Raw genomic sequence first — 23728 nt, 5'->3', positions numbered from 1 at the left:
CAGCCATCGGGGACAGGCTGCTCAACGACATAAAAAGGATGGGTCATGAACGAACCGCGCTACGCCTGGGTCATCGTCTGGGGAGCATTTTTCAGCCTGTCGATCATCTTCGGCGTTTCTTACTCGTTTGCGTCGTTTTTTGAATCTTTTGCGGCGGAATTTTCGGCGCAGCGTGCCGATGTCGCACTGGTGTTCGGCATTTGCGGGCTGGTCTACTTCACGCTGGGCGCCTTCGGTGGCATGCTGGCAGACCGCTTTGGCCCGCGGCTGGTGTGTTGTGCCGGCATGTTGTGCATTGCGGGTGGCCTGCTTGCCACCAGCTTCGCCCACTCCATGGGCACGGTGTACCTGACCTATGGCGCGGGCATCGGTGTGGGCATCGCTTTGGTCTACACCCCGGCCATCGCTTGCGTGCAGCCCTGGTTCACCACCCGGCGCGGTCTGGCCGCAGGCATTGCCAGCGCGGGTGTTGGCGCCGGCACGCTGATCATTCCCCTGCTGGCAACCAGTGCCATCCACTGGCTGCAATGGCGCGATGCCATGCGGGCCGTAGCGCTGGGGGTGCTGGTCATCGGCTTGCTCTCGGCAGGGCTGTTGAAACGGGCACCCAGCGCCAGCGGCTCGGGGTCGACACCGCCACCCGGGGCCAGCCTGCGTGAGGCGCTGCGCAACCGCAGCTTCTGGTGGATGTATGTCGCGGCGGTGCTGGCGGCCCCCACGATGTTCATCCCCTTCGCACACGCGTCGGCCGCCGCCCGGGATCTGGGCATTGACGACGCACGGGCGGTGGGACTGGTGGGCCTGATCGGCATCGGCAGTCTGGTCGGCCGCTTTGCGATTGGCACCCTGGCCGACCGCATCGGCCGCAGCCTGACCCTGGTGCTGATGCAGGGCTCCATGGGCGCATCCCTTTTGCTCTGGAACTGGGCGGATGGCTACACGGCCCTGGCGCTTTTTGCGCTGTGGTTTGGCGTGAGCTATGGCGGTATCGTGTCACTGATGCCCACCATCTGCATGGACCTGTTCGGCGGACGGGCTGTCTCCAGCATCATCGGCACGCTCTACACCGGCGCGGCGCTGGGCAATTTGCTGGGGCCGGTGCTGGCTGGCGCCGTGTTTGACCGCACAGGCAGCTATGGGCTGGTGATCTGGATCTGCATCGGCTTGTCGGCACTGGCCACCGTGGCATCGGCGCGGCTGCTTGGACCGCAGGCCAGGACCTATTGACCCTGTGTCAGAATGGCCGCTACCTCAACCCGTCATCAGGAATCACGCCATGTCCCGTCAAAGTGCCTGGGCGACCAAAGTCGCCGCCTTGATCCAGGGTGGCAATAGCTCGGCTGCGCTGGCGCAAATCAAAGTGGCGCCAACAGTCAAAGACCTGCGCGACCTGCGCACCCTCTTGTCTGGCGCCAACCTGCTCTCCAAACACCCCAACGTCGATGCGGCCACGGCCGACCAGATCGTGGCGCTGTCGTCACCCCGGCTGCACCGCTCGCCCTGAACTTTTTGCAGGGGCTGCGCTCAGGGAATCAGGCCCAGGGCGTGCATGTAGGCCGGTTGCACCATCAGGTCATCCCAATCCGGCGCAGGCGTGCGTGGCAACAGGGCCAGGCGACGCTCCTCGCTCGCTTCCAGCGGCTGCCACCAACCCTTCACCTGAGCCTCGGTCAGACCGTCGATCAGTTCATCCACCGCCCGCCCCTCGTCCAGCGACTGGTTGCACAGCAGAACCATGTCACAGCCGGCATTCAGCGCCACCACCGCCGCCTGTGCATAGCTGACCTCGCGGCCATCAATCAGGCGGGCACCCGCCATGGACAGGTCGTCGCTGAAAATGGCACCACCAAAGCCCAGTTGTGCACGCAGGATGTCGTTGAGCCATCTGGACGAAAAGCCCGCCGGCCGAGCGTCCACCTTGGGGTAGATCACATGCGCCGGCATGACGCTGTTGAGCACGGTATTGAGCCAGCCATAGGGCGCGGCATCGTCAGCCAAGATGGCTTTGAGGCTGCGCTTGTCCACAGGGATATCGGTGTGTGAATCCGCCTTGACAAAGCCGTGGCCAGGAAAATGCTTGCCGCAATTGGCCATGCCGCTTTGCAACAGGCCCTGCATCAGGCTTTTGGCCAGCAGGCTGACCACGCGCGGGTCACGGTGGAAGGCCCGATCGCCGATGACACTGCTTTCGCCAAAATCAAGATCAAGCACCGGAGTAAAGCTGAAGTCCACACCGCAGGCGCGCAGCTCGGCCCCCAGCACAAAGCCGCAGGCGGTGGCGGCGTTGCTTGCCTGCATGGCTCCCGCGCCCTCACCCGCCTTGCCGTCCTGCATCCACATCTCGCCCAGGGCACGCATGGGCGGCAGGTGCGTGAAGCCATCAGTCTTGAAACGCTGCACGCGGCCGCCTTCGTGGTCAACACAGATCAGCAAATCCTGTCGCACGCTCTTGATCTCGCGGCACAGGCTGGTGAGCTGCTGGCGGTCCTGCCAGTTGCGGGCAAACAGGATGATGCCGCCGACCAGGGGGTGGCTCAGGCGCTGGCGGTCAACCGGGGTCAGGCGCAGGCCGGCGACGTCGATGATGAGGGGGGCGTGTTGTGTCATGGGACTCTTACTGAAATGAAATGAAATGCTATATATTTAATAGCTGACTGCGCATATATTCCGAGGACTAGGGAGCTATTTTCTCTACAACGCAGAAGCTGGCGGCGTAATCGGTTTCATCGGTCACACTCACGTGGGCGCTCAGGCCCCGGGCTTCAAACCATTCCTTGAGCACGCCATGCAGCACGACGGTGGGCTTGCCGCTGGCGAGTTTGCCAATCTCGCACAGGCGCCAGGTCATGGGCATCACCATGCCCATGCCGATGGCCTTGCTGAAAGCTTCCTTGGCACTGAAGCGGGTGGCGAGGTAGCGCACGCCCCGCTCGGGCCAGCGCGCGCTGCGCTCTTTCCAGGTCTTGAACTCGGCCTCGCTCAGAATCTTGCCGGCAAAGCGATCACCGTGGCGCTCCAGGCTGGCGCGGATGCGGCGCACGTCGCAGATGTCGGTTCCAATGCCGTAGATCACAGGCGCCTCAGCGGTAGGCTGCCGCGATGCAGCGCAGGTAATCCTGAATGGTGGCGCTGTAGCCCAGCTCCAGCGCATCGGCAATCAAGGCGTGGCCGATCGATACCTCGCGCACACTTGGCACTGTCTGGATGAAGGCCGTGAGATTGTCACGGTTCAAATCATGGCCGGCATTCACGCCCAGATCCGCATCGAGTGCGGCTTGTGCAGCCGCAGCAAAACGTGCCAACTGGACGCCCTGCTGGGGCGTGCCCCAGGCGGCAGCGTAAGGCTCGGTGTACAGCTCGACGCGGTCTGCGCCCACCGCTTTGGCAGCCGCCATGACCGGGGCATCGGCATCCATGAACAGGCTGACGCGCACGCCCAGTGCTTGCGCTTCGGCAATCAGGGGACGCAGGCGGTCAGCATCGTGGGCCAGGTTCCAGCCATGGTCACTGGTGAACTGGCCTTCGGAGTCGGGCACGAAGGTGCATTGGTGCGGCCGGCATTCGCGCACAAAATCCATCAGGTTTTGAAACGGGTTGCCTTCGATATTGAACTCGCGGTCAGGCCAGGCTTTCATCAGCGCAGCCAGTTCGCGCACATCACCGGCCCGGATATGCCGCTCGTCCGGTCGCGGATGCACCGTGATGCCGTTGGCACCCGCCTGCAGACACAGTGTGGCCGCGCGCGTCACGCTGGGGATGCCCAGATGGCGCGTATTGCGCACCAGCGCCACTTTGTTCAAATTAACCGACAGGGCAGTTGTATTCATAAAGATTGGAGGTCGATCATCATTTGCCGCGTGCGCAAAGTGCTCACCCCGCAATGGTAATTCAGCAGCGTCCTTAACTGGGGCTTGAGTTCTGCCATCACTTCCGAACAGGCCCGCAGGGTCGCAGTAAACGGGGCCCGATCTCCCAGCGACTGCTGCAAGGCTATCCATTGCGCACCGCTGAGGCTGGCTCGCTCGGTGGCGTTGGTTTGGCGCAAACCGCCCTCGGGCACCAGGCTGTAGCGCGCATCGGGGTCCAGCGCCGCCAGCGTCATGGTCTGGGTGTCCAGCAACGGCAACACGCCGATTTCGCGCAACAGCAGCAACTCAAATGCGCGCAGGGCTGACTGCAGAACCTCACCATGGTCCGACGCAATGATCTGCACCACTTTGGCGTAAACGTCGAACAGGGCGGGATGCGGGTCGTCCCGCGCCAGCAGCGTGAGCAGCAGTTCATTGAGGTAGTAGCCCGACATCAGCGCGTCACCCGTCGGCATGACATGGCCGCCCTGCCACTCCGCCGCTTTGAGTGTGCGGATTTCAGCGTCACCACCAAAAGCCACATGCAAGGGCTGCAAGGGCAGCAGAATGGGGCGAAAACTGGAACTGGGCTTCTTGGCCCCCTTGGCCACCAGGGCGATACGGCCATGGTGGCGCGTGAACACTTCCAGTATCAGGCTTGATTCGCTCCAGTCATAGCGATGCAGAACGTAGGCCGGTTCGCCGGAAATACGCTGGGTGGCCACGCGGAATCAACAGATCACTGGTAGCCGAAGGATCGCACGCGGGCTTCGTCATCGGCCCAGCCCGATCGAACTTTCACCCAGAGTTCGATGAATACCTTGGCGTCCAGCGCTTTCTCCAGCTCCACGCGTGTCTCTGTTCCGATACGCTTGATGCGCTCGCCCTTGTCGCCAATCACCATGGCTTTGTGGGTGTCACGTTCCACCACAATGGTGGCGGCAATTTTGAGCAAACGCTTTTGCTTGCCTCGACCAGGCTCTTCCTCGAACTTGTCGATCACCACGGTGGAGGTGTAGGGCAGCTCGTCGCCCGTCAGACGGAACAGCTTTTCACGCACAGTTTCACTGGCCAGAAATTTCTCGCTGCGGTCGGTCAGTTCGTCTTCGGCGTACCACCAGGCCTGCTCAGGCAGGTATTTTTCGCAAATGGTCAGCATGCGTTCAATGTCTTTGGCGTTCTTGGCCGACATCGGCACGAACTCGGCAAAGGCGTGGCGCTGCTGCATCTCCTGCAGCCAGGGCGCAATGTCGGCACGGCGCGTGACCTGATCGAGCTTGTTGGCCACCAGCAAGGTCGGAATGTCTTTGTTCAGCAGGGCCAGCACCTTGGCATCGGCCTGGTTGAACATGCCCGCTTCCACCACGAACAGAATCAGGTCCACATCGCCCACCGCGCCCATGACGGTCTTGTTGAGTGAACGGTTCAGGGCGTTGTTGTGCCGGGTCTGGAAACCGGGCGTATCCACAAACACAAACTGGGTCGCGCCCTGGGTGTGCATGCCGGTGATGCGGTGGCGCGTGGTTTGGGCCTTGCGCGAAGTAATGCTGATCTTCTGGCCCACCAAAGCGTTGAGCAAGGTCGACTTGCCCACATTGGGCTTGCCCACGATGGCGATCAGGCCACAGCGCTGGCCTTCAACCGGTGTTCCGTCCGCCGGCGCCGCCTTGCGCATGCCTTTGAGCATGCTTTCAAGGTCATCCTGGCCTTCCGCCCCTGTTGCATCTGCATTCGCAGCTATTGATTTGCTAGTAGTCATATTGTTCCACCGATCAGCGCATGACTCGAAGTGAATAGCGTGGGGTTCATTTTTTTGCCTTTTCCTTGAGTGTTTGCAGCATCGCGGCAGCTGCGGCCTGCTCTCCAGCGCGGCGCGATCCACCAATGCCGCGCTCCGAGAAATTCAGTTCAATAATCTCGCACTCGACGTCAAACGTTTGCTTGTGTGCCATGCCCAGCGTGGCGACCACCCGGTACATTGGCAGCTTCATCTTGCGCCCCTGCAGCCATTCCTGCAACTCGGTCTTGGGGTCTTTGCCAATCGCATCCATCTCCGGGTTGATTTCCACGGCCTTGAACAGGCGGTGAACCAAAGCCTGCGCCACTGCAAAACCGGCGTCCAGATAGACGGCACCGATGATGGCTTCCAAAGCATCGGCCAGTATGGAAGGCCGTTTTTGCCCCCCGGATCGCGACTCGCCTTCGCCCAGAAGGATCACGTCCGGCAGACCCAGTTCAACCGCCAGTTGATGCAGGGTTTCCTGCTTCACCAGATTGGCGCGCACCCGGGACAGATCCCCCTCAGGCAACGCGCTCAAACGCTCATAAAGCAGATCTGCCACTGCCAGATTCAACACTGAATCGCCCAAAAACTCCAGGCGTTCATTGTGATCGGCGGAAAAACTTCGGTGCGTAACGGCGCGGCTCAACAAACCGTCATTCTTGAACTCATGCTGCAAACGGCGTTGCAACGCCATCAAACCATCATTCACGCCCGATACCTCGATGCCAGCGCACTATTTGGAACGCCCGGCGTATTTGAGGGTCAGGTAACCCGGACCTGCCAGGTGAATCTCACGCTGGTAAGCAAAAATCACAACAATTTTGTCGCCTTCCTTGGTGACTTCCAGATCTTTCCCCATGATCGAGCTGATGTTGTCAATGGCGGCAGCCTTGTCGAAAAGGTTTCGAACTTCAGCCACCGTACTGCCCTGACTCGCCTTGTTAGCGGCCTTGACAACTGCCTGGTACTCAATCGCTGTCGGAACAATTTGCGCCGTGATGACCCCTGCGACGGCCAGAAAGCCGCCCACAATCAAGAGCCCCAAGAAAGACACGCCACGCTGCCTGGACCTGAACTGAACCGTCATATGTTTCCCCTTACTGGTAAAAGCAATTTCAATTGAACGAGCCGATGCGCTTCAAGCTGCCGAAGTTCATCCAGACAAAGAATGCTTTGCCGACAATGTTCTTGTCAGGCACAAAACCCCAGTAGCGTGAATCCAGCGAATTATCGCGGTTGTCACCCATCATGAAATAGTGGCCTTCAGGCACCTTGCACACCACACCCTCAACGGTGTAACGGCAATTTTGTTTGAAAACAAAGTCCTCGACCCCCGGTACGAATGCGGGTCGATCAGCGTCGTTCAGAATGCCATGCTTATGCTCACCCAAAGTCTCCTGGTACTGCTTGAAATAACGCATCAGGTCTTCATCAAAGAACTCGGGCAACTCCGTCGTCTCGATCGCTTTGCCATTGATGGTGAGGCGCTTGTTCAGGTAGGCGACCTCGTCACCCGGTGTGCCCACGACCCGCTTGATGTAATCCAGACTGGGTTTGGGTGGATAGCGAAACACCATGACATCGCCGCGCTGCGGCTTGTTGCCCTCGGTGATCTTGGTATTGATCACGGGCAAACGCACGCCATAGTGAAACTTGTTCACCAGAATCAGATCCCCCACCAGCAAGGTTGGAATCATCGAACCCGACGGTATCTTGAACGGCTCGAACAAAAATGAGCGCAGGAAAAACACCGCAATGATCACCGGAAACAAACCGGCAGTCCAGTCCAGCCACCAGGGCTGCGCAAGGATGCGGCTTCTGGCCTCGGAAACGTTCACATCGACATGCGTGATGCCCTGGCGCATCAATTCTTCACGACGTTGGACGGATTCAGCTTCAAGCAGTGCTGCCGCAGCCTGACGCTTCGGCAAAAAATAGAAGCGCTCGGCCAGCCAGTAAAGGCCGGTAACCACTGTTGCAAGAAACAGCAGCAATGCAAAATTGCCTTCAACGAAGCCAAAGTACCAAGCACCCGCGTAGGCAACAAATGCGGCCAGGATGAGAGAGGTCAGGGCCTGCATCAGCCGTCCACCTGCAAAATCGCCAGGAACGCTTCCTGCGGCACTTCCACGGAGCCAATCTGCTTCATGCGTTTTTTACCTTCTTTTTGTTTATCCAGGAGCTTGCGTTTACGCGAAATATCGCCGCCATAACACTTGGCGATCACGTTCTTGCGCAGGGCTTTGATTGTCTCACGCGCAATGATGTTGGCCCCGATGGCGGCCTGGATCGCGACGTCGTACATCTGGCGGGAAATGACTTCCCGCATCTTGGCCACCACGGCCCGGCCGCGGTATTGCGATTGCGAGCGGTGCACGATGATCGACAGGGCATCGACCTTGTCACCGTTGAGCAAAATATCGACCTTCACCACATCGGCGGCACGGTATTCCTTGAACTCATAGTCCATGGAGGCATAGCCCCGCGACACCGACTTGAGCTTGTCAAAGAAGTCGAGCACGATTTCGGCCAGCGGCATCTCATAAGTGAGCATGACCTGTCGCCCGTGGTAGGCCATGTTCATCTGCACACCACGCTTCTGGTTGGCCAGCGTCATCACGGCGCCCACGTAATCCTGCGGCATGTACAGGTGCACGGTCACGATGGGTTCGCGCACCTCATCGAGCCGTCCCTGGTCAGGCATCTTGGACGGGTTCTCCACCATCTTCACTTCACCGTCGGCCTGCACCACCTGGTACACCACGCTGGGTGCCGTGGTGATCAGATCCTGGTCAAACTCGCGCTCCAGACGCTCCTGCACGATCTCCATGTGCAAAAGACCAAGGAAGCCGCAGCGAAAACCAAAGCCGAGCGCCTGCGACACCTCGGGCTCATAGTGCAATGAGGAATCATTGAGCTTGAGCTTTTCCAGGCTGTCGCGCAGACCTTCGTACTGATTCGCCTCGGTGGGGTACAAGCCCGCAAACACCTGCGGCTGGATTTCCTTGAAACCGGGCAAGGCCTCGGTTGCCGTGAAGGCAGCACCGCCCGTACCGGGCTTGATCAGGGTGATGGTGTCCCCCACCTTGGCTGCCTGCAATTCCCGAATGCCGGCAATGATGTAACCCACTTCACCCGCCTCCAGTGATTCGCGCGGCTCGTTGCCGGGCGTGAACACGCCCAGGCTGTCAGCGTTGTAAGTGGTGCCGGTTGCCATCATCTTGATCCGCTCGCCTTTGCCCAGGCGACCATCAACCACGCGCACCAGCATCACCACACCCACATAGGTATCGAACCAGCTGTCAATGATCATGGCGCGCAGCGGCCCGGACGGGTTGCCTTTGGGCGCAGGAATCCGTGCCACTACCGCTTCCAGAATTTCGTCAATGCCCATACCGGTCTTGGCCGAACATGGAATCGCATCGGTGGCATCAATGCCGATCACATCTTCAATTTCTGCCTTGGCATTGTCTGGATCGGCATTGGGCAAATCCATTTTGTTGAGCACCGGCACCACCTCCACACCCAACTCAAGTGCGGTGTAGCAGTTGGCTACCGTTTGCGCTTCCACGCCCTGACTTGCATCGACCACCAGCAATGCACCTTCGCACGCGGAGAGTGAACGACTCACTTCATACGAGAAGTCCACGTGCCCGGGTGTATCAATCAAATTGAGGTTGTAAACCTGCCCATCGAGCGCTTTGTATTTGAGTGCGGCGGTCTGCGCCTTGATGGTTATCCCACGCTCTTTCTCGATGTCCATCGAGTCCAGCACCTGTGCTTCCATCTCCCTCTCTTGCAGGCCACCACAACGCTGAATCAAGCGGTCAGCCAATGTGGATTTGCCATGATCAATGTGCGCAATGATCGAAAAATTTCTGATGTGATTCATCAACGAGAACACTTAAGTGATTGAATTAAAACGAGAGGCCAAGAAAAAAGGGCGCGTCGAGTGGTGACGCGCCCTGAACCAACAATCTATTGGCAACTGCGAAGGTTGGAGCTTCATTGTAGGCAAAAAGTCCCGGACGTACAGCCGAAAAAATAGTCATCATGAGTCGTTGCAGTGCAGCAACAGGAATTTTATACACAGCTTATTAACATTTTTGGTGAATCATCCTCTGGACAACTTGTGGGTGAACTGTGGACCGCCTGTGGGTCCCGTCGATTCATCCCGTATCGTGGACTGCAGCATTTTCCATATGCCTGTAATCCGTGATGATTGGCCTCTATTCTAACCAAAACTGCAATTATCAGAATTAGAAGTTAGTGAAGACACACATTTTTCATTCAAAACCGTGCACAGAAATATATTTTTTCGCCGTAGTTTTCACGATCAACTCCACCAGAAATAACCCCAAACCCGAGTCCGGGCAAGGGGCATAGCGGGTCGAAAAGGCTCAACGTGCCGGTCGGATCACCGCATATTGCGCCCACTCACCGCGTCGAAACAGAACGTTAACAGCCTTGTTTTTGTCCAGCTTAGACACGGCCGTTTCAAACTCCTTCATCGTGGCGACCTCAGTGTTGGCAATAGCCACAATGACGTCACCCTCACGGAGGCCTGCACGGGCCGCTGCATCGGCGACAGTATCCACCTTGACGCCACCTTTGATCTTCAGCTCTTTCTTCTGGGCTTCACTCAATTCACTGACCGCCAATCCAAGCGACTGTCCTGCAGAAGAAGCCTTGGGTTTTTCTTCCTTGTCCGCAGCCTTCCTGACAGGCTTGTCAGCTTCAATTTCAGCAATGGTGACCGTCAGGTCTTTGTAGCTGCCCCGGCGGAACACTGTCAGTACGCTGCGTGTGCCGGGCTTGGTCCCACCCACCATACGCGGCAAATCACTGGACTTCTCAACCAGTTTTCCTTCAAACTTGGTGATGATGTCGCCCGCTTCCACACCAGCCTTCTCTGCCGGAGAGCCGACCTCAACGCCACGCACCAAGGCGCCTTGCGCCTTGCCCAACCCGATCGATTCCGCCACATCCTTGGTCACCTGATCAATCTGCACACCGATGCGTCCGCGCGAAACCCGCCCCGACATCCGCAGTTGCTCGCTCACGCGCACCGCCTCATCCATCGGAATGGCAAACGAGATACCCATGGAACCACCCGAGCGGGAATAGATCTGGCTGTTGATGCCAACCACTTCCCCGCGCATATTGATCAAGGGGCCACCAGAATTGCCGGGGTTGATGGCGACATCAGTCTGGATGAAGGGCAGGTAATCACCTGTGTCGCGCTGCTTGGCACTCACGATACCGGCGGTCACCGTGTTGTCCAAACCAAACGGGGAGCCAATGGCCATCACCCATTCGCCCACCTTGAGGCGACTCACGTCACCCACTTTAATGGCCGGCAGGCCCGCAGCCTCGATCTTGACCACGGCCACATCGCTGCGTTTGTCGGCACCGATGATTTTGGCTTTGAACTCGCGCTTGTCGGTAAGGGTCACAATCACTTCGTCAGCACCTTCGACGACGTGGGCATTGGTCATGATGAGCCCGTCGGACGACAGAATAAAGCCCGAGCCCACGCCACGTGGCTGGTCTTCTTCCTGTGGCTGGGGTCGATTTTGCCGCGGCGCCTGGCGGGGAATATTCGGAATGGGCAGGCCAAAGCGCCGGAAAAACTCAAGCATCTCCTCTTCGCCCGGAGCACCAGCGCCATTGCGAGCGACCGCCTTTTCCAGTGTGCGGATGTTCACCACCGAAGGCCCCACCTGCTCCACGAGATCCGTGAAATCCGGCAAGGTTCGCGTCTGGGCTGCCGCAGTCGACACGGGCAAAACAGCCAGCGATGTGACCGTCGCCAGCACACCGGTCAAGACACAGGCATTCAACCTCTTCCAATCGATTCGAATCATCATCGACCTTTCTTTGAAAAACAATTCTTTACCGTTAACCCAATGAAATAAGGATTCATTTTTTGCGCTCAAGTCCTTGCGCAAAGACCGTGAGCGTCTGCAAAGGCACCTCACCCACCGCAGTGAGCCACCAGTCGCCCATGCGGCGCGTCAACGTGTGGGTCGCCCCCATGGCCAAGCTCCCCGGCTGTCCGTGGCGCCGGGGGTCAAAGGCCTCAACGAAAAGCGACACCGAAGCCAGACCGTCCGAAAAGATCCATTGCACCGTGTTCTCAGAACGGGTCTCACCAGCCGCCCCCACGGTTCGCTTGTAGCAACTCATGGGTTTGAAGCCAGGCACTGCAGTTTTCAACTCCCAGCCCTCGGCAGCGGCCGTGGTCTTCACCATTTCCGGCTTCTGAATTTGGTAACCCTCGGTATTGCCCATCATCCGGGTCAACTTGCTCATGCTCACAGGCACGTTCAGCTGCAATTCGGAGAAGGCAGCCTGTTCCAGTACACGCCCTTCGCCGTCCAGGGTCTGCAGCTTGATCACGAGACCCGTCTTTTTTTCAGTCCAGACACGGTATCCGAAGCGCAAGTTGTCCTCAGGCCGCAGTTGCACCACATCGGCTTCAAAGCCAGCAACACGCTCACGCCCGGTGGCACGGACCTGATAAAACTGCCCAATGGAAGAATCCGCCGATTGCAGCAAGTTCGGAAACAGGCCCAGGGACTCGCGCCGCTCCGCCACGGCTATCCGGCTATCCGGCAGAAAGGTGATCACCTGGTCATTGCGCCGAAAGGTGGACCGAGGTACACCCGTCAGGGATTCAACCCGCTCCATCTGCTGCTCGCCGTCACAAACATGCCAAATGCGGGCACTGGCCATATTGCCCCCCGCAGAAACAACAAACGTGCCCACATAGGCACGCCGACGCGAGCCCTCATGCATGCGCATGAGCCATTCACTCACACTGCGGTCCGCCACCTTGTCCTCCATGACAAGCGGCGCCGCCAGGGGGAGCTTGCTTTCAGCGCAGGCCACTGTACTGAGCAGCACAGCAAGTGCTCCGACGGCCATAAATTCAGGCTGTCTCAACGGGCAGCTCCTTCAAAAGTGGCATTTCGCAAAAATCCAGCGGGCATTTGTAGCGCAGACGTTCCCCCAAACTGCTTATGCGCCGCCAGCAAGGCGTCGAGCTGCGGATCGCGAATCATCACCTGAGGTTCCGCAAGGGCCGTGTCCTGCTGGGGTGCGATGCCAGCCCCAGTCACTGGCGTCGATCCCTGAGCCAACCGGACAGTGCCTGACTGATCCGCCCAAGGCCCCAACCCCTGCCAGCCAATGAGTGATACCAGAGCCAGGGACACTATCCCGGCCACCAGTCGCCAGCGATACCGACTGTCATTGGCAGCCTCAATATCCGATAGATTTAGAGCACGAGCCCTTTCCGGCATTGCATCATTAGCTATTAAATTAATAGCATTTTGCACTGCAGGTGATGCCGTCTCGCGCTGCAGGCCCTGCCTCAGTCGCGCCATGAAAACCGCGTCCACACCACCTGCCAGCGCATCACTGGAGCGCATGACATCACCCACCAGGTGGTAAGCGTGCCAAGTCGCACGGGCATCTTCAGTGCTACCCACCCACTCAATGACCTCAGCAAACTCCTCCGGTCGCAACTGACCATCGACCAGCGCCGAAACAAGCTCACTATTTTTCACAGGGTCCTGCATCTTTATGTCCCGTTCTACCAGCGCTTGCCGGTCTGTTTTTCCAGCATCGGTTTCACTTTGGCCGACACGGCCTCGCGTGCGCGAAAGATCCGGGAACGCACCGTACCGATAGGGCAATTCATCATTTCCGCGATCTCGTCATAACTCAAACCTTCAATTTCGCGCAAGGTCAGGGCTTGTCGCAAGTCCTCGGGCAAGGCCTCCAAGGCCTGATTCACTGCCGCGGCAATTTCTTTGGCCGCCAACAGTGATTCGGGCGTCTCACTCGCTATTGGTTCACTTCCAGCCCAAGAAGTTTCATCGCCGTCGTCATCCGATTTGAAAGCGTTCTCCGACACGGTTGGATCGCGCTTGAGTTCCAGAAGGAATTTCTTCGCCGTATTGACAGCAATACGGTACAGCCAGGTGTAAAACTGGGCGTCACCGCGAAACTGATGCAAGGCCCGATAGGCACGGATAAAAGTCTCCTGGGCAATGTCGTCGACCAGATCGACATCTCGCACCATGCGGCCAATCAGCCTTTGAATACGCCGTTGATACTTGATGACGAGCAACTCAAAAGCACCTTGTTCTCCCGCCACGGCCCGCTCGACCAGCATCGCATCGCTGTTTGTGGCGTCAGGCACAGGGGGCGACGCCGGGGAGTTGGACTCTGAATTCACCGGTTCACCTGGACAAAAGATCCGCATCAGGACCTGTTTGAATAGCCCGCCGCTGCTCTGCACGAGCAAAAGCAGCACAACGCAAGGCCTGCCACAACTCGGGTTGCGCACTACGCTGCGGCCACAGCCACAGGGGAGCCCGGCCCCCGGTGCGCAGACTCAATACCATCAGACCTTGAAAATCCAGATGAACCGCCAGGGTACCGGCCATCGACATGCCTGGACAAGTCCAGCACCAGTTTTGACCATCCCACATCAGGCAACCCTTGGGCGTACGCCACCACAGAACGGCAGCAAACGCAAAAGTAAGCAGCGACGTCACGACAAACAGGTGCCAGCGCCATGCGACCGGGCCGGTCTGCTGCTGCCAAAGCAGCCCCACAGCAGCCGCACACAAGACCATCCCAAGAATAAGCCAAGCCTGAAAAGACGAACGCCCCACCGGATAACTGACCGCTGGGGCGTTGCGCATGCTGGACTCAATCAAACGATGGAGCTGGAAAGCACCGACGAAAATATTTCAGGAGGCACGCTTGAATACCAGGGAACCGTTGGTGCCACCAAATCCAAAATTGTTTTTCAATGCAACATCGATTTTCATGTCCCGCGCAGTGTTTGCGCAGTAGTCCAGATCACAGTCGGGATCCTGGTTGTAAATATTGATGGTCGGCGGGCTCTTCTGGTGATGCAGCGCCAGCACGGTGAACACCGACTCGATACCGCCTGCGCCGCCCAACAAGTGCCCGGTCATGGACTTGGTGGAATTGACCACAATCTTTTTGGCGTGATCACCCAAAGCCGCCTTGATGGCGTTCGATTCGTTCAAATCGCCCAACGGGGTCGACGTGCCATGGGCATTCAGGTAGTCCACTTGATCCGTGTTGAGACCCGCATTGCGCAAGGCACTCAGCATGGCACGGCGAGGACCGTCCATGTTGGGCGCAGTCATGTGACCCGCATCCGCACTCATGCCGAAACCGCCCAGTTCTGCGTAAATTTTGGCGCCACGCGCCTTGGCGTGCTCATATTCTTCAAGCACCATGACCCCGGCCCCTTCACCGAGAACAAAACCATCACGGTCCTTGTCCCAAGGACGCGAGGCCGTCTGGGGGTCATCGTTACGGGTGCTCAAGGCGCGCATGGCGGCAAAACCACCAATACCCAAGGCAGACACGGTTGCTTCAGCACCGCCAGCCACCATCACGTCAGCATCGCCATACTCGATCATGCGCCCGGCTTCGCCAATGCAATGCAGACCGGTTGTGCAGGCCGTCACGATGGAGAGGTTAGGACCTTTGAAACCAAAACGAATCGACACATGGCCAGCCACCATATTGACAATGGTGGATGGCACAAAAAATGGAGAGATACGACGAGCACCGCGTTGAACGTACTCAGTATGCACATTCTCAATCATGGGCAGACCGCCGATGCCGGAGCCCAATACAACGCCAATACGCGTGGCGAGATCATCGTCCAGCGCTTCGCCCGTTGGCAAGCCTGCATCGGCAACGGCCTGACTGGCTGCGGCAACACCAAAATGAATGAAGCTGTCCATCGTGCGCGCCTCTTTGGCACCGATGTAGGACTCCAAATCAAAACCTTTCACTTCGCCGGCAATCTTGCAGGCGAAGCTGGAGGCGTCAAATTTGGTGATTAGATCAATGCCGGACTTGCCGGCCAACAGATTGGTCCAGGCATCTGTCACCGTGTTGCCCACGGGACTGATACAACCCAAACCTGTTACAACAACGCGACGACGGGTCATAGAAATTTGCAGTCAGTAGTTGATCTAAAGAAAGCCGCCTGGAGCGGCATGAAACCAGGCTGGTGGACATACATCGCATGGCGACGCAGTCCCTCACATTTGGCCATAGGCTGCATGGGTGCTTGACGCATCCCACACGACCCGACTTAGGCCTTCTTGTGCGTATTGGCGTAATCGATTGCGTTTTGCACCGTTGTGATCTTCTCGGCATCTTCGTCTGGAATTTCAATACCAAACTCGTCTTCCAGTGCCATGACCAGTTCGACCGTGTCCAGTGAATCGGCGCCCAGATCGGCAACAAAGGCTTTTTCGCTTGTAACTTGTGACTCTTCTACGCCAAGTTGTTCGGCAATGATTTTTTTAACGCGTGCTTCGATATCGCTCATGGGTTCCCTCAGAGGGTTGTGAATGAATCCGCGATTTTAGCCGGGGATCGGGCATATTCCCCGATCTGGCTGCCGAGCGGATAAATCGGCTTGTCTTTTTTGTTTCAGGCTTACATGTACATGCCGCCGTTGACGTGCAATTCCTGCCCCGTTACGTAAGCGGCCTGTGGCGAGGCCAGATAAGACACCGCATGGGCAATGTCGGAAGGTTTGCCCAGATGCCCCAGAGGAATTTGTCCCAGCAAGGCTTTCTGCTGGTCTTCCTGAAGGCTGGCCGTCATGTCGGTTTCAATAAATCCCGGCGCGACGCAATTGACCGTGATATTGCGCGAACCCAGTTCACGCGCTAACGCGCGGGTCATGCCTGCCACGCCCGCCTTGGCAGCCGCATAGTTGGCCTGCCCCGGATTTCCCGATGCACCGACCACCGATGTGATGCTGATGATGCGACCGTAGCGCTGCTTCATCATGGGTCGCATCACCGCGCGGCTCATCCGGAACACTGCTTTGAGATTGGTATCCAGAACGGCATCCCATTCCTCGTCTTTCATGCGCATGGCGAGGTTGTCACGGGTGATACCTGCGTTGTTCACCAGCACCTGCAAGCCGCCATGCTCCTTGATGATCGTGTCAATCAGGGCCTGGGCTGACTGCACATCGTTCACATCCAGCGTGCGGCCGGCACAACCGGGGAAGGCGGACAGGGTCTGTCCAATTTTTGCAGCCCCCTCGTCGGTCGTGGCGGTGCCAATCACCTTCAGCCCGCGATGAGCCAACTCCAGTGCAATCGCAGCGCCGATGCCGCGCGAGGCGCCCGTAACCAACGCGACCTGTCCTTCAAATTTCATGTCGTTCATCATTGCTCCTGCATTTGCCCATTTCAACTGCCGATCAGGCCAGCAATCCCTTCACTTCCGCCAGACTGGCCGGATCCAGCAAGGCCATGCCGCTCATCTCCGGGTCAATGCGCTTGACCATGCCAGCCAGAACCTTGCCTGGACCGCACTCCACCAACGTGGTCAAACCACGCGCCTTGAGGGCTTGCACGCATTCAACCCATCGCACGGGACCGAAGGCCTGACGATACAGGGCATCGCGAATGCGATCCGCATCTGTCTCCACAGCAACATCCACATTGTTGATCAATGCCATTTGCGGCGAAGAAAAATCGATCGCCTCCAGCTTTTCCCGCAGCCTGTCGGCCGCTGGCTTCATCAGACTGGAATGAAATGGGGCTGACACGGGCAAGGGCAAAGCGCGCTTGGCGCCGCTGGCCTTCAGAACTTCGCAAGCCTTGTCAACCGCAGCCTTGCTGCCGGCAATGACCGTCTGGGCTGGATCATTGAAGTTGACCGCCTCCACCACTTCCGAAGAGTCTCCACCAAAACCCTGCGTCACCTCTGCACAAATTGCGATGACTTTGGGAGCATCCATACCCAGAATAGCGGCCATGGCGCCCACGCCCACGGGCACGGCCTCTTGCATGGCCTGCGCCCTGAAACGTACCAGCGGGGCGGCCTGACTCAGAGTCAACATGCCCGCAGCCACCATGGCCGAATATTCGCCCAATGAGTGACCCGCTACCGCAGAAGGTGCCACACCAGTATCCACCATCCAGACGCGGTAGGCAGCCACTGCGGCCACCAGCATCACCGGCTGGGTGTTGGTCGTGAGGGCCAAGGCCTCCTTGGGACCTTCCCTGATGAGTTTGGCCACATCTTCCCCCAAAGCATCGGAGGCCTCTTGCAAGGCTTCCAGTACAACGGGGTGATCGCCCCACGCATCGAGCATGCCGACGGACTGGGATCCCTGTCCAGGAAAAACGAAAGCAAATGGTTTCATGTTGCCATTGTGAAAAATTGGAAAAATCAGGCCCCCGTCATTGGCAGGAGGCCGCCTGGAGCTACATATTCAGTAGCACCGCACCCCAGGTGAAGCCACCGCCCACGCCTTCCAGCAGCAACAACTGGCCCGGCACGACACGACCTGACCGCACTGCGGTGTCCAGCGCCAGCGGAATGGAGGCGGCGGAGGTGTTGCCGTGCTGGTCCACCGTGACAATCACCTTGTCCATGGGGAGCTTCAGCTTGCGGGCGGTGCTCTGCATGATGCGAATGTTGGCCTGATGCGGAATCAGCCAGTCGATGTCAGCCGCAGTCTTGCCCGCCTTCGCGAGCGTGGCACGGGCGGCTTCGTCCAGCACACCGACGGCCAGCTTGAACACGGCCTGTCCATCCATTTTCAACAAGGGATCACCCAATACGCTGCCACCGGACACATGGCCCGGCACGCACAAGATGCCAACATGTTTGCCATCCGCGTGCAAATCACTGGCGAGAATGCCAGGGGTGTCGGACGCTTCGAGCACCACGGCACCGGCACCATCACCAAACAGCACGCAGGTCGTCCGGTCCTTGAAATCCAGGATGCGGGAAAAGACTTCGGCACCAATCACCAGCGCCTTGCTGGCGGAGCCGGTCTGGATCATGGCGTCAGCCACCGTCAGTGCATAGATGAAACCACTGCAAACCGCCTGCACGTCAAATGCCGGGCAGCCGTTGGCACCCAGCTTGTTCTGCAATATGCAGGCTGTGGACGGAAACACCATATCGGGCGTGGAGGTGGCAACAATGATCAGGTCAATGTCCTGGGCAAGCACACCTGCCGCATCCAATGCCCTGCGCGCAGCCTCAACGCCCAGATCACTGCTACAGACATCGGCCGCCGCAAAATGGCGCGCCCGGATTCCGGTGCGTTCAACTATCCAGTCGTCTGAAGTCTCGACGCCACTGGCGGCCAACTCTTCAGCCAGATCGGCGTTGGTCAATCGACGGGGTGGAAGGTAGCTGCCAGTGCCGGTGATGCGTGAATATCGTCTCATTTATTAAGCAAGTGCAACCGGTTCAGGCGGCACGGACAACCCACCGCCGGCCAGAAGTGGCGCAGCATGAGCAATCCGGACTTGAACACGGTCAAGCAAGTTATGACTGGCAGCATCATACGCCCGCTTCAACGCGTACTCAAAACCCAGCTCGTCCGCCGAGCCATGGCTTTTAAACACCAGACCGCGAAGCCCCAACAGGGCTCCACCGTTGTAGCGACGATGATCCATGCGATTTTTAAGCGCCAATATCACCGGATAAGCAAAGATCGCAGCTAATTTAGTGAAGATATTGCGAGAAAACTCTTTCTTCAAAAAATCAACAATCATCGTGGCCAGACCTTCGCTGGCCTTCAGAGCCACATTCCCGACAAAACCATCACAGACCACAATGTCAACGGTTCCTTTGAAAATATCATTGCCTTCGACATTGCCATAAAAATTCAAATCACCGGCTTTAGATGCTGTTCGAAGCAATTCAGCTGCCTTTTTGATGACTTCATTCCCCTTAATGGCTTCTTCGCCATTGTTGAGCAAGCCTACTGTCGGGTTTTCATTGCCAGTCAAAGCGGACACGAGGGCAGAGCCCATTACGGCAAACTGCAGCAAATGCTCCGCCGAACAATCCACATTCGCCCCCATATCCAGCACCGTGGTGCCCTGCCCCTTGGCATTGGGCATTTGACCAGCAATGGCTGGACGGTCAATGCCATCCAGGGTTTTCAACAAATACTTGGATATCGCCATCAATGCAGCCGTATTGCCAGCAGATACAGCCGCTTGCGCCCCGCCAGCCTTGACCTGCTGGATGGCGACGCGCATGGAGGAGTCTTTTTTTCGCCGGAGGGCCACTTCCAGCGGATCATCCATCCCAACGACCTCGCTGGCGAAAATGGCTTTGGCACGCGGATGAGTGAAGGCGCTCAGGCTATCTGCGAGGCCCACCAACAGCAACTGTGCGTCGGGATGGCCATCCAGAAATTTGCGGCAGGCAGGCAGGGTGACACGAGGGCCATGATCGCCTCCCATGCAGTCAACAGCAATTGTGATCATGAGAAACTAATGAAGCCAGGCAAGTGGCAACTGAATACCGGGAGCATAAAAACAAAGGCCCGACGCTACAAATACGGTAGCTTCGGGCCTTGGCTTATCGAGAATGATCAGGCTTCAGACTTGGTCTTGAGCACTTGACGACCACGGTAAAAGCCATTGGGGCTGATGTGGTGACGCAGGTGGGTTTCACCGGTTGTTGTTTCAACGGCGATGCCCGGCACGACCAGAGCATTGTGCGAACGGTGCATACCGCGCTTCGAAGGTGATTTTTTGTTCTGTTGGACGGCCATGATCCGCTCCTTAACGGGTGTGCCGCAAAGGATGCAACACATTGGGTTTGTGGAATACGCGACTTTGTTCAATCCGCGCGAAGCCTTAGATTATAGCGCAACTCGCCAATTTAGCCCAACTTGGGATCCCGTAGCTTGGCCAAGGCCGCAAAAGGATTGGTTTTTTCAGCCAGTGCCCGGTCAAAATCCGGATCGACTGCAGCCAATTTAAGCTCGACTGGGCACGTTTCGTGTCGTGGCACCACGGGCAACTCCATCAGCACCTCGTCCTCAATCAACTCAGACAAGTTGAAATCCGGACTCAAGGCCAGCACATCTTCTTCAGCGTCTTCATCCTGCGCCTCGGCGGCCTCTTCACTACCGACAAATCGGAACGACCGGTTAACGGACACTGCAATATCCACAGGACCCAGACAGCGCTGGCAGGTCAGCGGCAAACTGACTTCCGCAGTCAAGTGCAGCCAGACCTGATCCGCCCCCAACTCGTCAGTACGGAATTCACCCTGCGCGGACCAGGTCAGAGTCCGATCCGAGCCCAGCCTTTTAACTTCCTCCATCAGACGCTCATATTTTGATAGCGAATCAGCGCCACTCAACGAACTGGCAGCCTGCGCAAAGGCCTTGACATCGATACGCGGAGAAAGAGGCTCTTGTTTCATCCTCACAGTGTAAGAGAATCAAGGGATGTCTGAACTTACCCCCCGAAAACTTGTCCTGGGCTCCACCTCGCCCTACCGGCGCGAGCTGCTGGAGCGCCTGCGTATTCCGTTTGAAGTCGCCGCACCCGACGTTGATGAAACCCCGCAGCCCTCCGAAACACCCAAACAACTGGCCTGCAGACTGGCCATGGCCAAGGCCCGCGCGGTAGCTGCGCAATTTCCGGACCGCGTGGTCATTGGCTCCGACCAAGTGGCGGATCTGGAGTGTCTGCCGTTGGGCAAACCAGGCAATCACGCCCGCGCCGTGGCGCAACTGCAGCAAATGCGCGGGAAAACCGTGATTTTCCAGACCGCCGTGGCGGTGGTGTGCTTCGAGACCGGATTTGCACAAATGGACCTGGCCCAGGTCAAAGTGAAATTTCGCGCGCTCTCCGACCCTGAAATTGAAAGCTACCTGCTGGCAGAAACCCCTTACGACTGCGCGGGCAGCGCCAAAAGCGAAGGTCTGGGCATCGCCTTGCTGGAAAGCATCGACAACGATGACCCCACCGCGTTAGTGGGTTTGCCATTGATTCGGACTTGCCGGATGCTTCAGGCTGCAGGAGTCAAGCTGCTATGAACACGCCTCATGGCAAGCTCTATCTGGTTCCGGCACCTCTGGATTTTGGCTGCGATGAACAGTCAAGCCTTCAAAACTCCATGCCAATGGGCACACTCACCGTAGCGGCAAAACTGCAATATTGGGTTTGCGAAAACGCCAAGTCGGCACGCGCTTACTTGAAGCGGGTGAATGAAATTACACCTCTGGCTGGCCCGCTTCAAACCCTGAACATTCAGGAGTTGCCGCGCGAAGTGCACAAAAAAGGTGATCACAACGGCAACTTTGACGCGCGCCACCTGCTGACACCCGCCCTTGAAGGGCATGATGTTGGGCTGGTCAGTGAAGCGGGCATGCCGGCCGTGGCGGACCCCGGCTCTTCGGTGGTACGTGCCGCCCATGATTTGGGGATCGAAGTCATCCCCTTGACGGGTCCAGTGTCGCTGCTGCTGGCACTGGCTGCCAGTGGCCTGAACGGCCAGAACTTCGCGTTTGTCGGCTACCTGCCACAAGACGCGGCAGAACGAGCGCAACGCCTGCGCGAACTTGAATCACTGGCACTGAAAACGGGCCAAACCCAGCTGTTCATTGAAACGCCTTATCGCAATGCAGCCATGATGCAGACACTGCTGCAAACCTTGCAGCCAAACACCCGGCTCGCGGTGTGCAGCGCAATCACATTGGCCAGCGGCATCTGCCGCAGCGAAGCCATCAAAGCCTGGCGGCAGAAAGCCTCGGCGTTGAATAACTCAACCCCGGCCGTATTTGCCCTGGGTCGGTGAGCCGGTTTACCGCAGGCCTGGCATCGATTTGACGGCCCGCACCGAGCCTTCACCAATGGCGGCACCAAAACGTTTGACCAGGCGTTCCGCCACGTTGTCGCGCCGGGTGTAGTCGACGATGTCCTCGGCCTTGACCACCTCACGTGCCACGAAATCAAGACTGCCCAGCTGGTCTGCCAAACCGAGCTCAATGGCTTGCTGGCCACTCCAGAACAGGCCGCTGAAGGTCTCCGGGGTTTCCTTCAAACGGGCTCCACGCCCCGCCTTGACCACGTCAATGAACTGCTTGTGAATCTGATCCAGCATGGCTTGGGCAAAAGCCCGCTGCTTTTCCGTTTGAGGACTGAAAGGATCCAGAAAACCCTTGTTCTCGCCCGCCGTCATCAGGCGGCGCTCCACACCCAGCTTGTCCATCAAACCGGTAAAACCAAAACCATCCATCAACACACCAATGCTGCCGACGATACTGGCCTTGTCGACATAAATTTTGTCTGCTGCCACGGCAATGTAGTAAGCAGCTGAAGCACAGGACTCCTCCACCACGGCATACACGGGCTTTTTGTACTTGACCTTTAAGCGCCTGATCTCGTCGTTGATGATGCCGGCCTGCACCGGGCTGCCACCAGGCGAATTGATCAATAAAACCACCGCTTGCGCACCATTGTCTTCAAAGGCACCGCGCATGGCCGCCACAATCAGGTCAGCACTGGCTTCGGCGCCCGATGCAATTTCACCCTTGATTTCGACCACGGCCGTGTGAGGCGTCGAGCTGTCTTGCGGCTGACCGCTTTGGCTGAGCGCATACCAGGCGACGAACACCAAAAATGCCAACCAGGCCAGTCGAACAAAATTACGCCAGCGACGCGCAAGCCGTTGCTCGGTCAAGGATGCGAAGGCCAGCCTTTCCAGCGTCGCACGCTCCCAGCCTGGCGATTCGGACGCCCCCTCTACTGCTCCATTTTTCAGAGCACTCGCCGCACTATTGATGCCGGAGGAGGCTTGATTTAATGCATCATTTTGCGTTGAAGTCGCGCTCGGCTGATCGGGAGTCAAGGGGTCTGTCATTTCAAAAATCCAGGGGTTTCAGGTTATGGGCAGTATGCCAGTGCACGACGCCATCAAATTCGGAAAGCTCAATCTTGACCAGCCCGCCTCGGCAAGGCCCCATGCGACATGCGCCCGTGTGCGGCTGATACATGGCCCCATGCGTGGCGCACATCAGATAGTGGCCCGTACTGTCAAAAAAGCGATTGGGCTGGTAATCCATCTCCATCGGCACATGGGTACAACGATTCAGGTAAGCATGCGCCTGGTCCTGGTAGCGAATGGCAAAGGCGCGACAGGTTTGCCCGCAATAGATCACGTCAAACGGAACGGCTTCACCACTGTTGGCCAGATCGGCCGAGTTGCAAAGGGGAATTACTTGTGTCAT

28 protein-coding genes are annotated in these 23728 nt (G+C 57.9%); 4 read left to right on the top strand and 24 right to left on the bottom strand.

What is annotated here, in order from left to right:
• The first annotated feature begins 45 nt into the window (after window positions 1–45).
• Complete coding sequence (locus IV109_RS06960) at window positions 46–1227, top strand: MFS transporter (protein WP_296694208.1); 1182 nt, start codon at window positions 46–48, stop codon at window positions 1225–1227.
• Between the two features lie 49 nt (window positions 1228–1276).
• The gene (locus IV109_RS06955) at window positions 1277–1504 is read left to right on the top strand and encodes a hypothetical protein (protein ID WP_296694203.1); all 228 of its coding nucleotides are present in this window, start codon (window positions 1277–1279) and stop codon (window positions 1502–1504) included.
• 20 nt (window positions 1505–1524) lie between these two features.
• Here the strand turns inward: IV109_RS06955 and nagZ are convergent, their stop codons facing one another.
• The 22 genes from nagZ to IV109_RS06845 form a co-directional block, all read right to left on the bottom strand.
• The gene (nagZ, locus tag IV109_RS06950) at window positions 1525–2607 is read right to left on the bottom strand and encodes a beta-N-acetylhexosaminidase (protein WP_296694202.1); all 1083 of its coding nucleotides are present in this window, start codon (window positions 2605–2607) and stop codon (window positions 1525–1527) included.
• Between the two features lie 67 nt (window positions 2608–2674).
• Window positions 2675–3073, bottom strand: coding sequence for a holo-ACP synthase (gene acpS / locus IV109_RS06945; RefSeq protein ID WP_296694197.1), 399 nt, complete (start codon window positions 3071–3073; stop codon window positions 2675–2677).
• A gap of 7 nt (window positions 3074–3080) precedes the next feature.
• Window positions 3081–3827, bottom strand: coding sequence for a pyridoxine 5'-phosphate synthase (locus tag IV109_RS06940; RefSeq protein WP_296694192.1), 747 nt, complete (start codon window positions 3825–3827; stop codon window positions 3081–3083).
• The gene (recO, locus tag IV109_RS06935; RefSeq protein WP_296694190.1) at window positions 3824–4573 is read right to left on the bottom strand and encodes a DNA repair protein RecO; all 750 of its coding nucleotides are present in this window, start codon (window positions 4571–4573) and stop codon (window positions 3824–3826) included. Before recO ends, IV109_RS06940 begins: the two co-directional genes overlap by 4 nt.
• Window positions 4574–4587: 14 nt before the next feature.
• Complete coding sequence (era, locus tag IV109_RS06930) at window positions 4588–5535, bottom strand: GTPase Era (RefSeq protein ID WP_296694319.1); 948 nt, start codon at window positions 5533–5535, stop codon at window positions 4588–4590.
• Window positions 5536–5653: 118 nt separating this feature from the next.
• Window positions 5654–6340 (bottom strand): ribonuclease III, encoded by a 687-nt coding sequence (rnc, locus tag IV109_RS06925; RefSeq protein WP_296694185.1) that lies wholly within the window; start codon window positions 6338–6340, stop codon window positions 5654–5656.
• 24 nt (window positions 6341–6364) lie between these two features.
• A complete protein-coding gene (locus IV109_RS06920; RefSeq protein WP_296694181.1) occupies window positions 6365–6718 on the bottom strand; it encodes a DUF4845 domain-containing protein in 354 nt (117 codons plus the stop codon).
• A gap of 28 nt (window positions 6719–6746) precedes the next feature.
• A complete protein-coding gene (lepB, locus tag IV109_RS06915; protein WP_296694177.1) occupies window positions 6747–7712 on the bottom strand; it encodes a signal peptidase I in 966 nt (321 codons plus the stop codon).
• Window positions 7712–9523, bottom strand: a complete 1812-nt coding sequence (gene lepA, locus IV109_RS06910) for a translation elongation factor 4 (RefSeq protein WP_296694173.1) — start codon at window positions 9521–9523, stop codon at window positions 7712–7714. The genes lepB and lepA overlap by 1 nt, the downstream gene beginning before the upstream one ends.
• A 508-nt stretch (window positions 9524–10031) precedes the next feature.
• Window positions 10032–11498, bottom strand: a complete 1467-nt coding sequence (locus tag IV109_RS06905; protein ID WP_296694169.1) for a DegQ family serine endoprotease — start codon at window positions 11496–11498, stop codon at window positions 10032–10034.
• Between the two features lie 55 nt (window positions 11499–11553).
• On the bottom strand, window positions 11554–12579 hold the full coding sequence (locus tag IV109_RS06900) for a MucB/RseB C-terminal domain-containing protein (RefSeq protein ID WP_296694168.1): 1026 nt from the start codon (window positions 12577–12579) through the stop codon (window positions 11554–11556).
• Window positions 12576–13217, bottom strand: a complete 642-nt coding sequence (locus tag IV109_RS06895) for a sigma-E factor negative regulatory protein (protein ID WP_296694165.1) — start codon at window positions 13215–13217, stop codon at window positions 12576–12578. The genes IV109_RS06900 and IV109_RS06895 overlap by 4 nt, the downstream gene beginning before the upstream one ends.
• 14 nt (window positions 13218–13231) lie before the next feature.
• A complete protein-coding gene (gene rpoE, locus IV109_RS06890) occupies window positions 13232–13906 on the bottom strand; it encodes an RNA polymerase sigma factor RpoE (RefSeq protein ID WP_296694162.1) in 675 nt (224 codons plus the stop codon).
• Window positions 13884–14351 (bottom strand): hypothetical protein, encoded by a 468-nt coding sequence (locus tag IV109_RS06885; RefSeq protein ID WP_296694157.1) that lies wholly within the window; start codon window positions 14349–14351, stop codon window positions 13884–13886. Before IV109_RS06885 ends, rpoE begins: the two co-directional genes overlap by 23 nt.
• A gap of 48 nt (window positions 14352–14399) precedes the next feature.
• Window positions 14400–15647, bottom strand: coding sequence for a beta-ketoacyl-ACP synthase II (fabF, locus tag IV109_RS06880; RefSeq protein WP_296694156.1), 1248 nt, complete (start codon window positions 15645–15647; stop codon window positions 14400–14402).
• Window positions 15648–15793: 146 nt separating this feature from the next.
• The gene (gene acpP / locus IV109_RS06875; protein WP_114973157.1) at window positions 15794–16033 is read right to left on the bottom strand and encodes an acyl carrier protein; all 240 of its coding nucleotides are present in this window, start codon (window positions 16031–16033) and stop codon (window positions 15794–15796) included.
• A gap of 110 nt (window positions 16034–16143) precedes the next feature.
• On the bottom strand, window positions 16144–16890 hold the full coding sequence (gene fabG / locus IV109_RS06870; protein WP_296694154.1) for a 3-oxoacyl-ACP reductase FabG: 747 nt from the start codon (window positions 16888–16890) through the stop codon (window positions 16144–16146).
• 34 nt (window positions 16891–16924) lie between these two features.
• Window positions 16925–17875 carry an ACP S-malonyltransferase gene (fabD, locus tag IV109_RS06865; protein ID WP_296694152.1) on the bottom strand — a complete coding sequence of 317 codons (951 nt, stop codon included), beginning with the start codon at window positions 17873–17875 and terminating at the stop codon, window positions 16925–16927.
• Window positions 17876–17936: 61 nt separating this feature from the next.
• Window positions 17937–18914: a beta-ketoacyl-ACP synthase III gene (locus tag IV109_RS06860; RefSeq protein ID WP_296694148.1), complete on the bottom strand. Its 978-nt coding sequence runs from the start codon at window positions 18912–18914 to the stop codon at window positions 17937–17939.
• A 3-nt stretch (window positions 18915–18917) separates the two neighbouring features.
• Window positions 18918–19967 carry a phosphate acyltransferase PlsX gene (gene plsX / locus IV109_RS06855; protein ID WP_296694146.1) on the bottom strand — a complete coding sequence of 350 codons (1050 nt, stop codon included), beginning with the start codon at window positions 19965–19967 and terminating at the stop codon, window positions 18918–18920.
• Between the two features lie 107 nt (window positions 19968–20074).
• The gene (rpmF, locus tag IV109_RS06850) at window positions 20075–20257 is read right to left on the bottom strand and encodes a 50S ribosomal protein L32 (RefSeq protein WP_296694136.1); all 183 of its coding nucleotides are present in this window, start codon (window positions 20255–20257) and stop codon (window positions 20075–20077) included.
• 110 nt (window positions 20258–20367) lie between these two features.
• Window positions 20368–20916 (bottom strand): YceD family protein, encoded by a 549-nt coding sequence (locus tag IV109_RS06845; protein WP_296694133.1) that lies wholly within the window; start codon window positions 20914–20916, stop codon window positions 20368–20370.
• Window positions 20917–20941: 25 nt separating this feature from the next.
• Between IV109_RS06845 and IV109_RS06840 the strand changes: the two genes are divergently transcribed.
• Together IV109_RS06840 and IV109_RS06835 are read left to right on the top strand one after the other, a co-directional pair.
• Window positions 20942–21535: a Maf family nucleotide pyrophosphatase gene (locus tag IV109_RS06840; protein ID WP_296694130.1), complete on the top strand. Its 594-nt coding sequence runs from the start codon at window positions 20942–20944 to the stop codon at window positions 21533–21535.
• Complete coding sequence (locus tag IV109_RS06835) at window positions 21532–22296, top strand: SAM-dependent methyltransferase (RefSeq protein ID WP_296694126.1); 765 nt, start codon at window positions 21532–21534, stop codon at window positions 22294–22296. The genes IV109_RS06840 and IV109_RS06835 overlap by 4 nt, the downstream gene beginning before the upstream one ends.
• A 6-nt stretch (window positions 22297–22302) precedes the next feature.
• Here the strand turns inward: IV109_RS06835 and IV109_RS06830 are convergent, their stop codons facing one another.
• On the bottom strand, window positions 22303–23361 hold the full coding sequence (locus tag IV109_RS06830) for a S49 family peptidase (protein WP_296694122.1): 1059 nt from the start codon (window positions 23359–23361) through the stop codon (window positions 22303–22305).
• A gap of 1 nt (window position 23362) precedes the next feature.
• Window positions 23363–23728, bottom strand: coding sequence for a Rieske 2Fe-2S domain-containing protein (locus tag IV109_RS06825; protein WP_296694120.1), 366 nt, complete (start codon window positions 23726–23728; stop codon window positions 23363–23365).

The sequence above is a fragment of the Rhodoferax sp. genome (assembly GCF_018780565.1).
In the GTDB taxonomy this organism is placed as follows: Bacteria; Pseudomonadota; Gammaproteobacteria; order Burkholderiales; family Burkholderiaceae_C; genus Rhodoferax.
The sequence above is the reverse complement of the archived record's forward strand: the minus strand, read 5'-3'. Positions and strand labels throughout refer to the sequence as shown.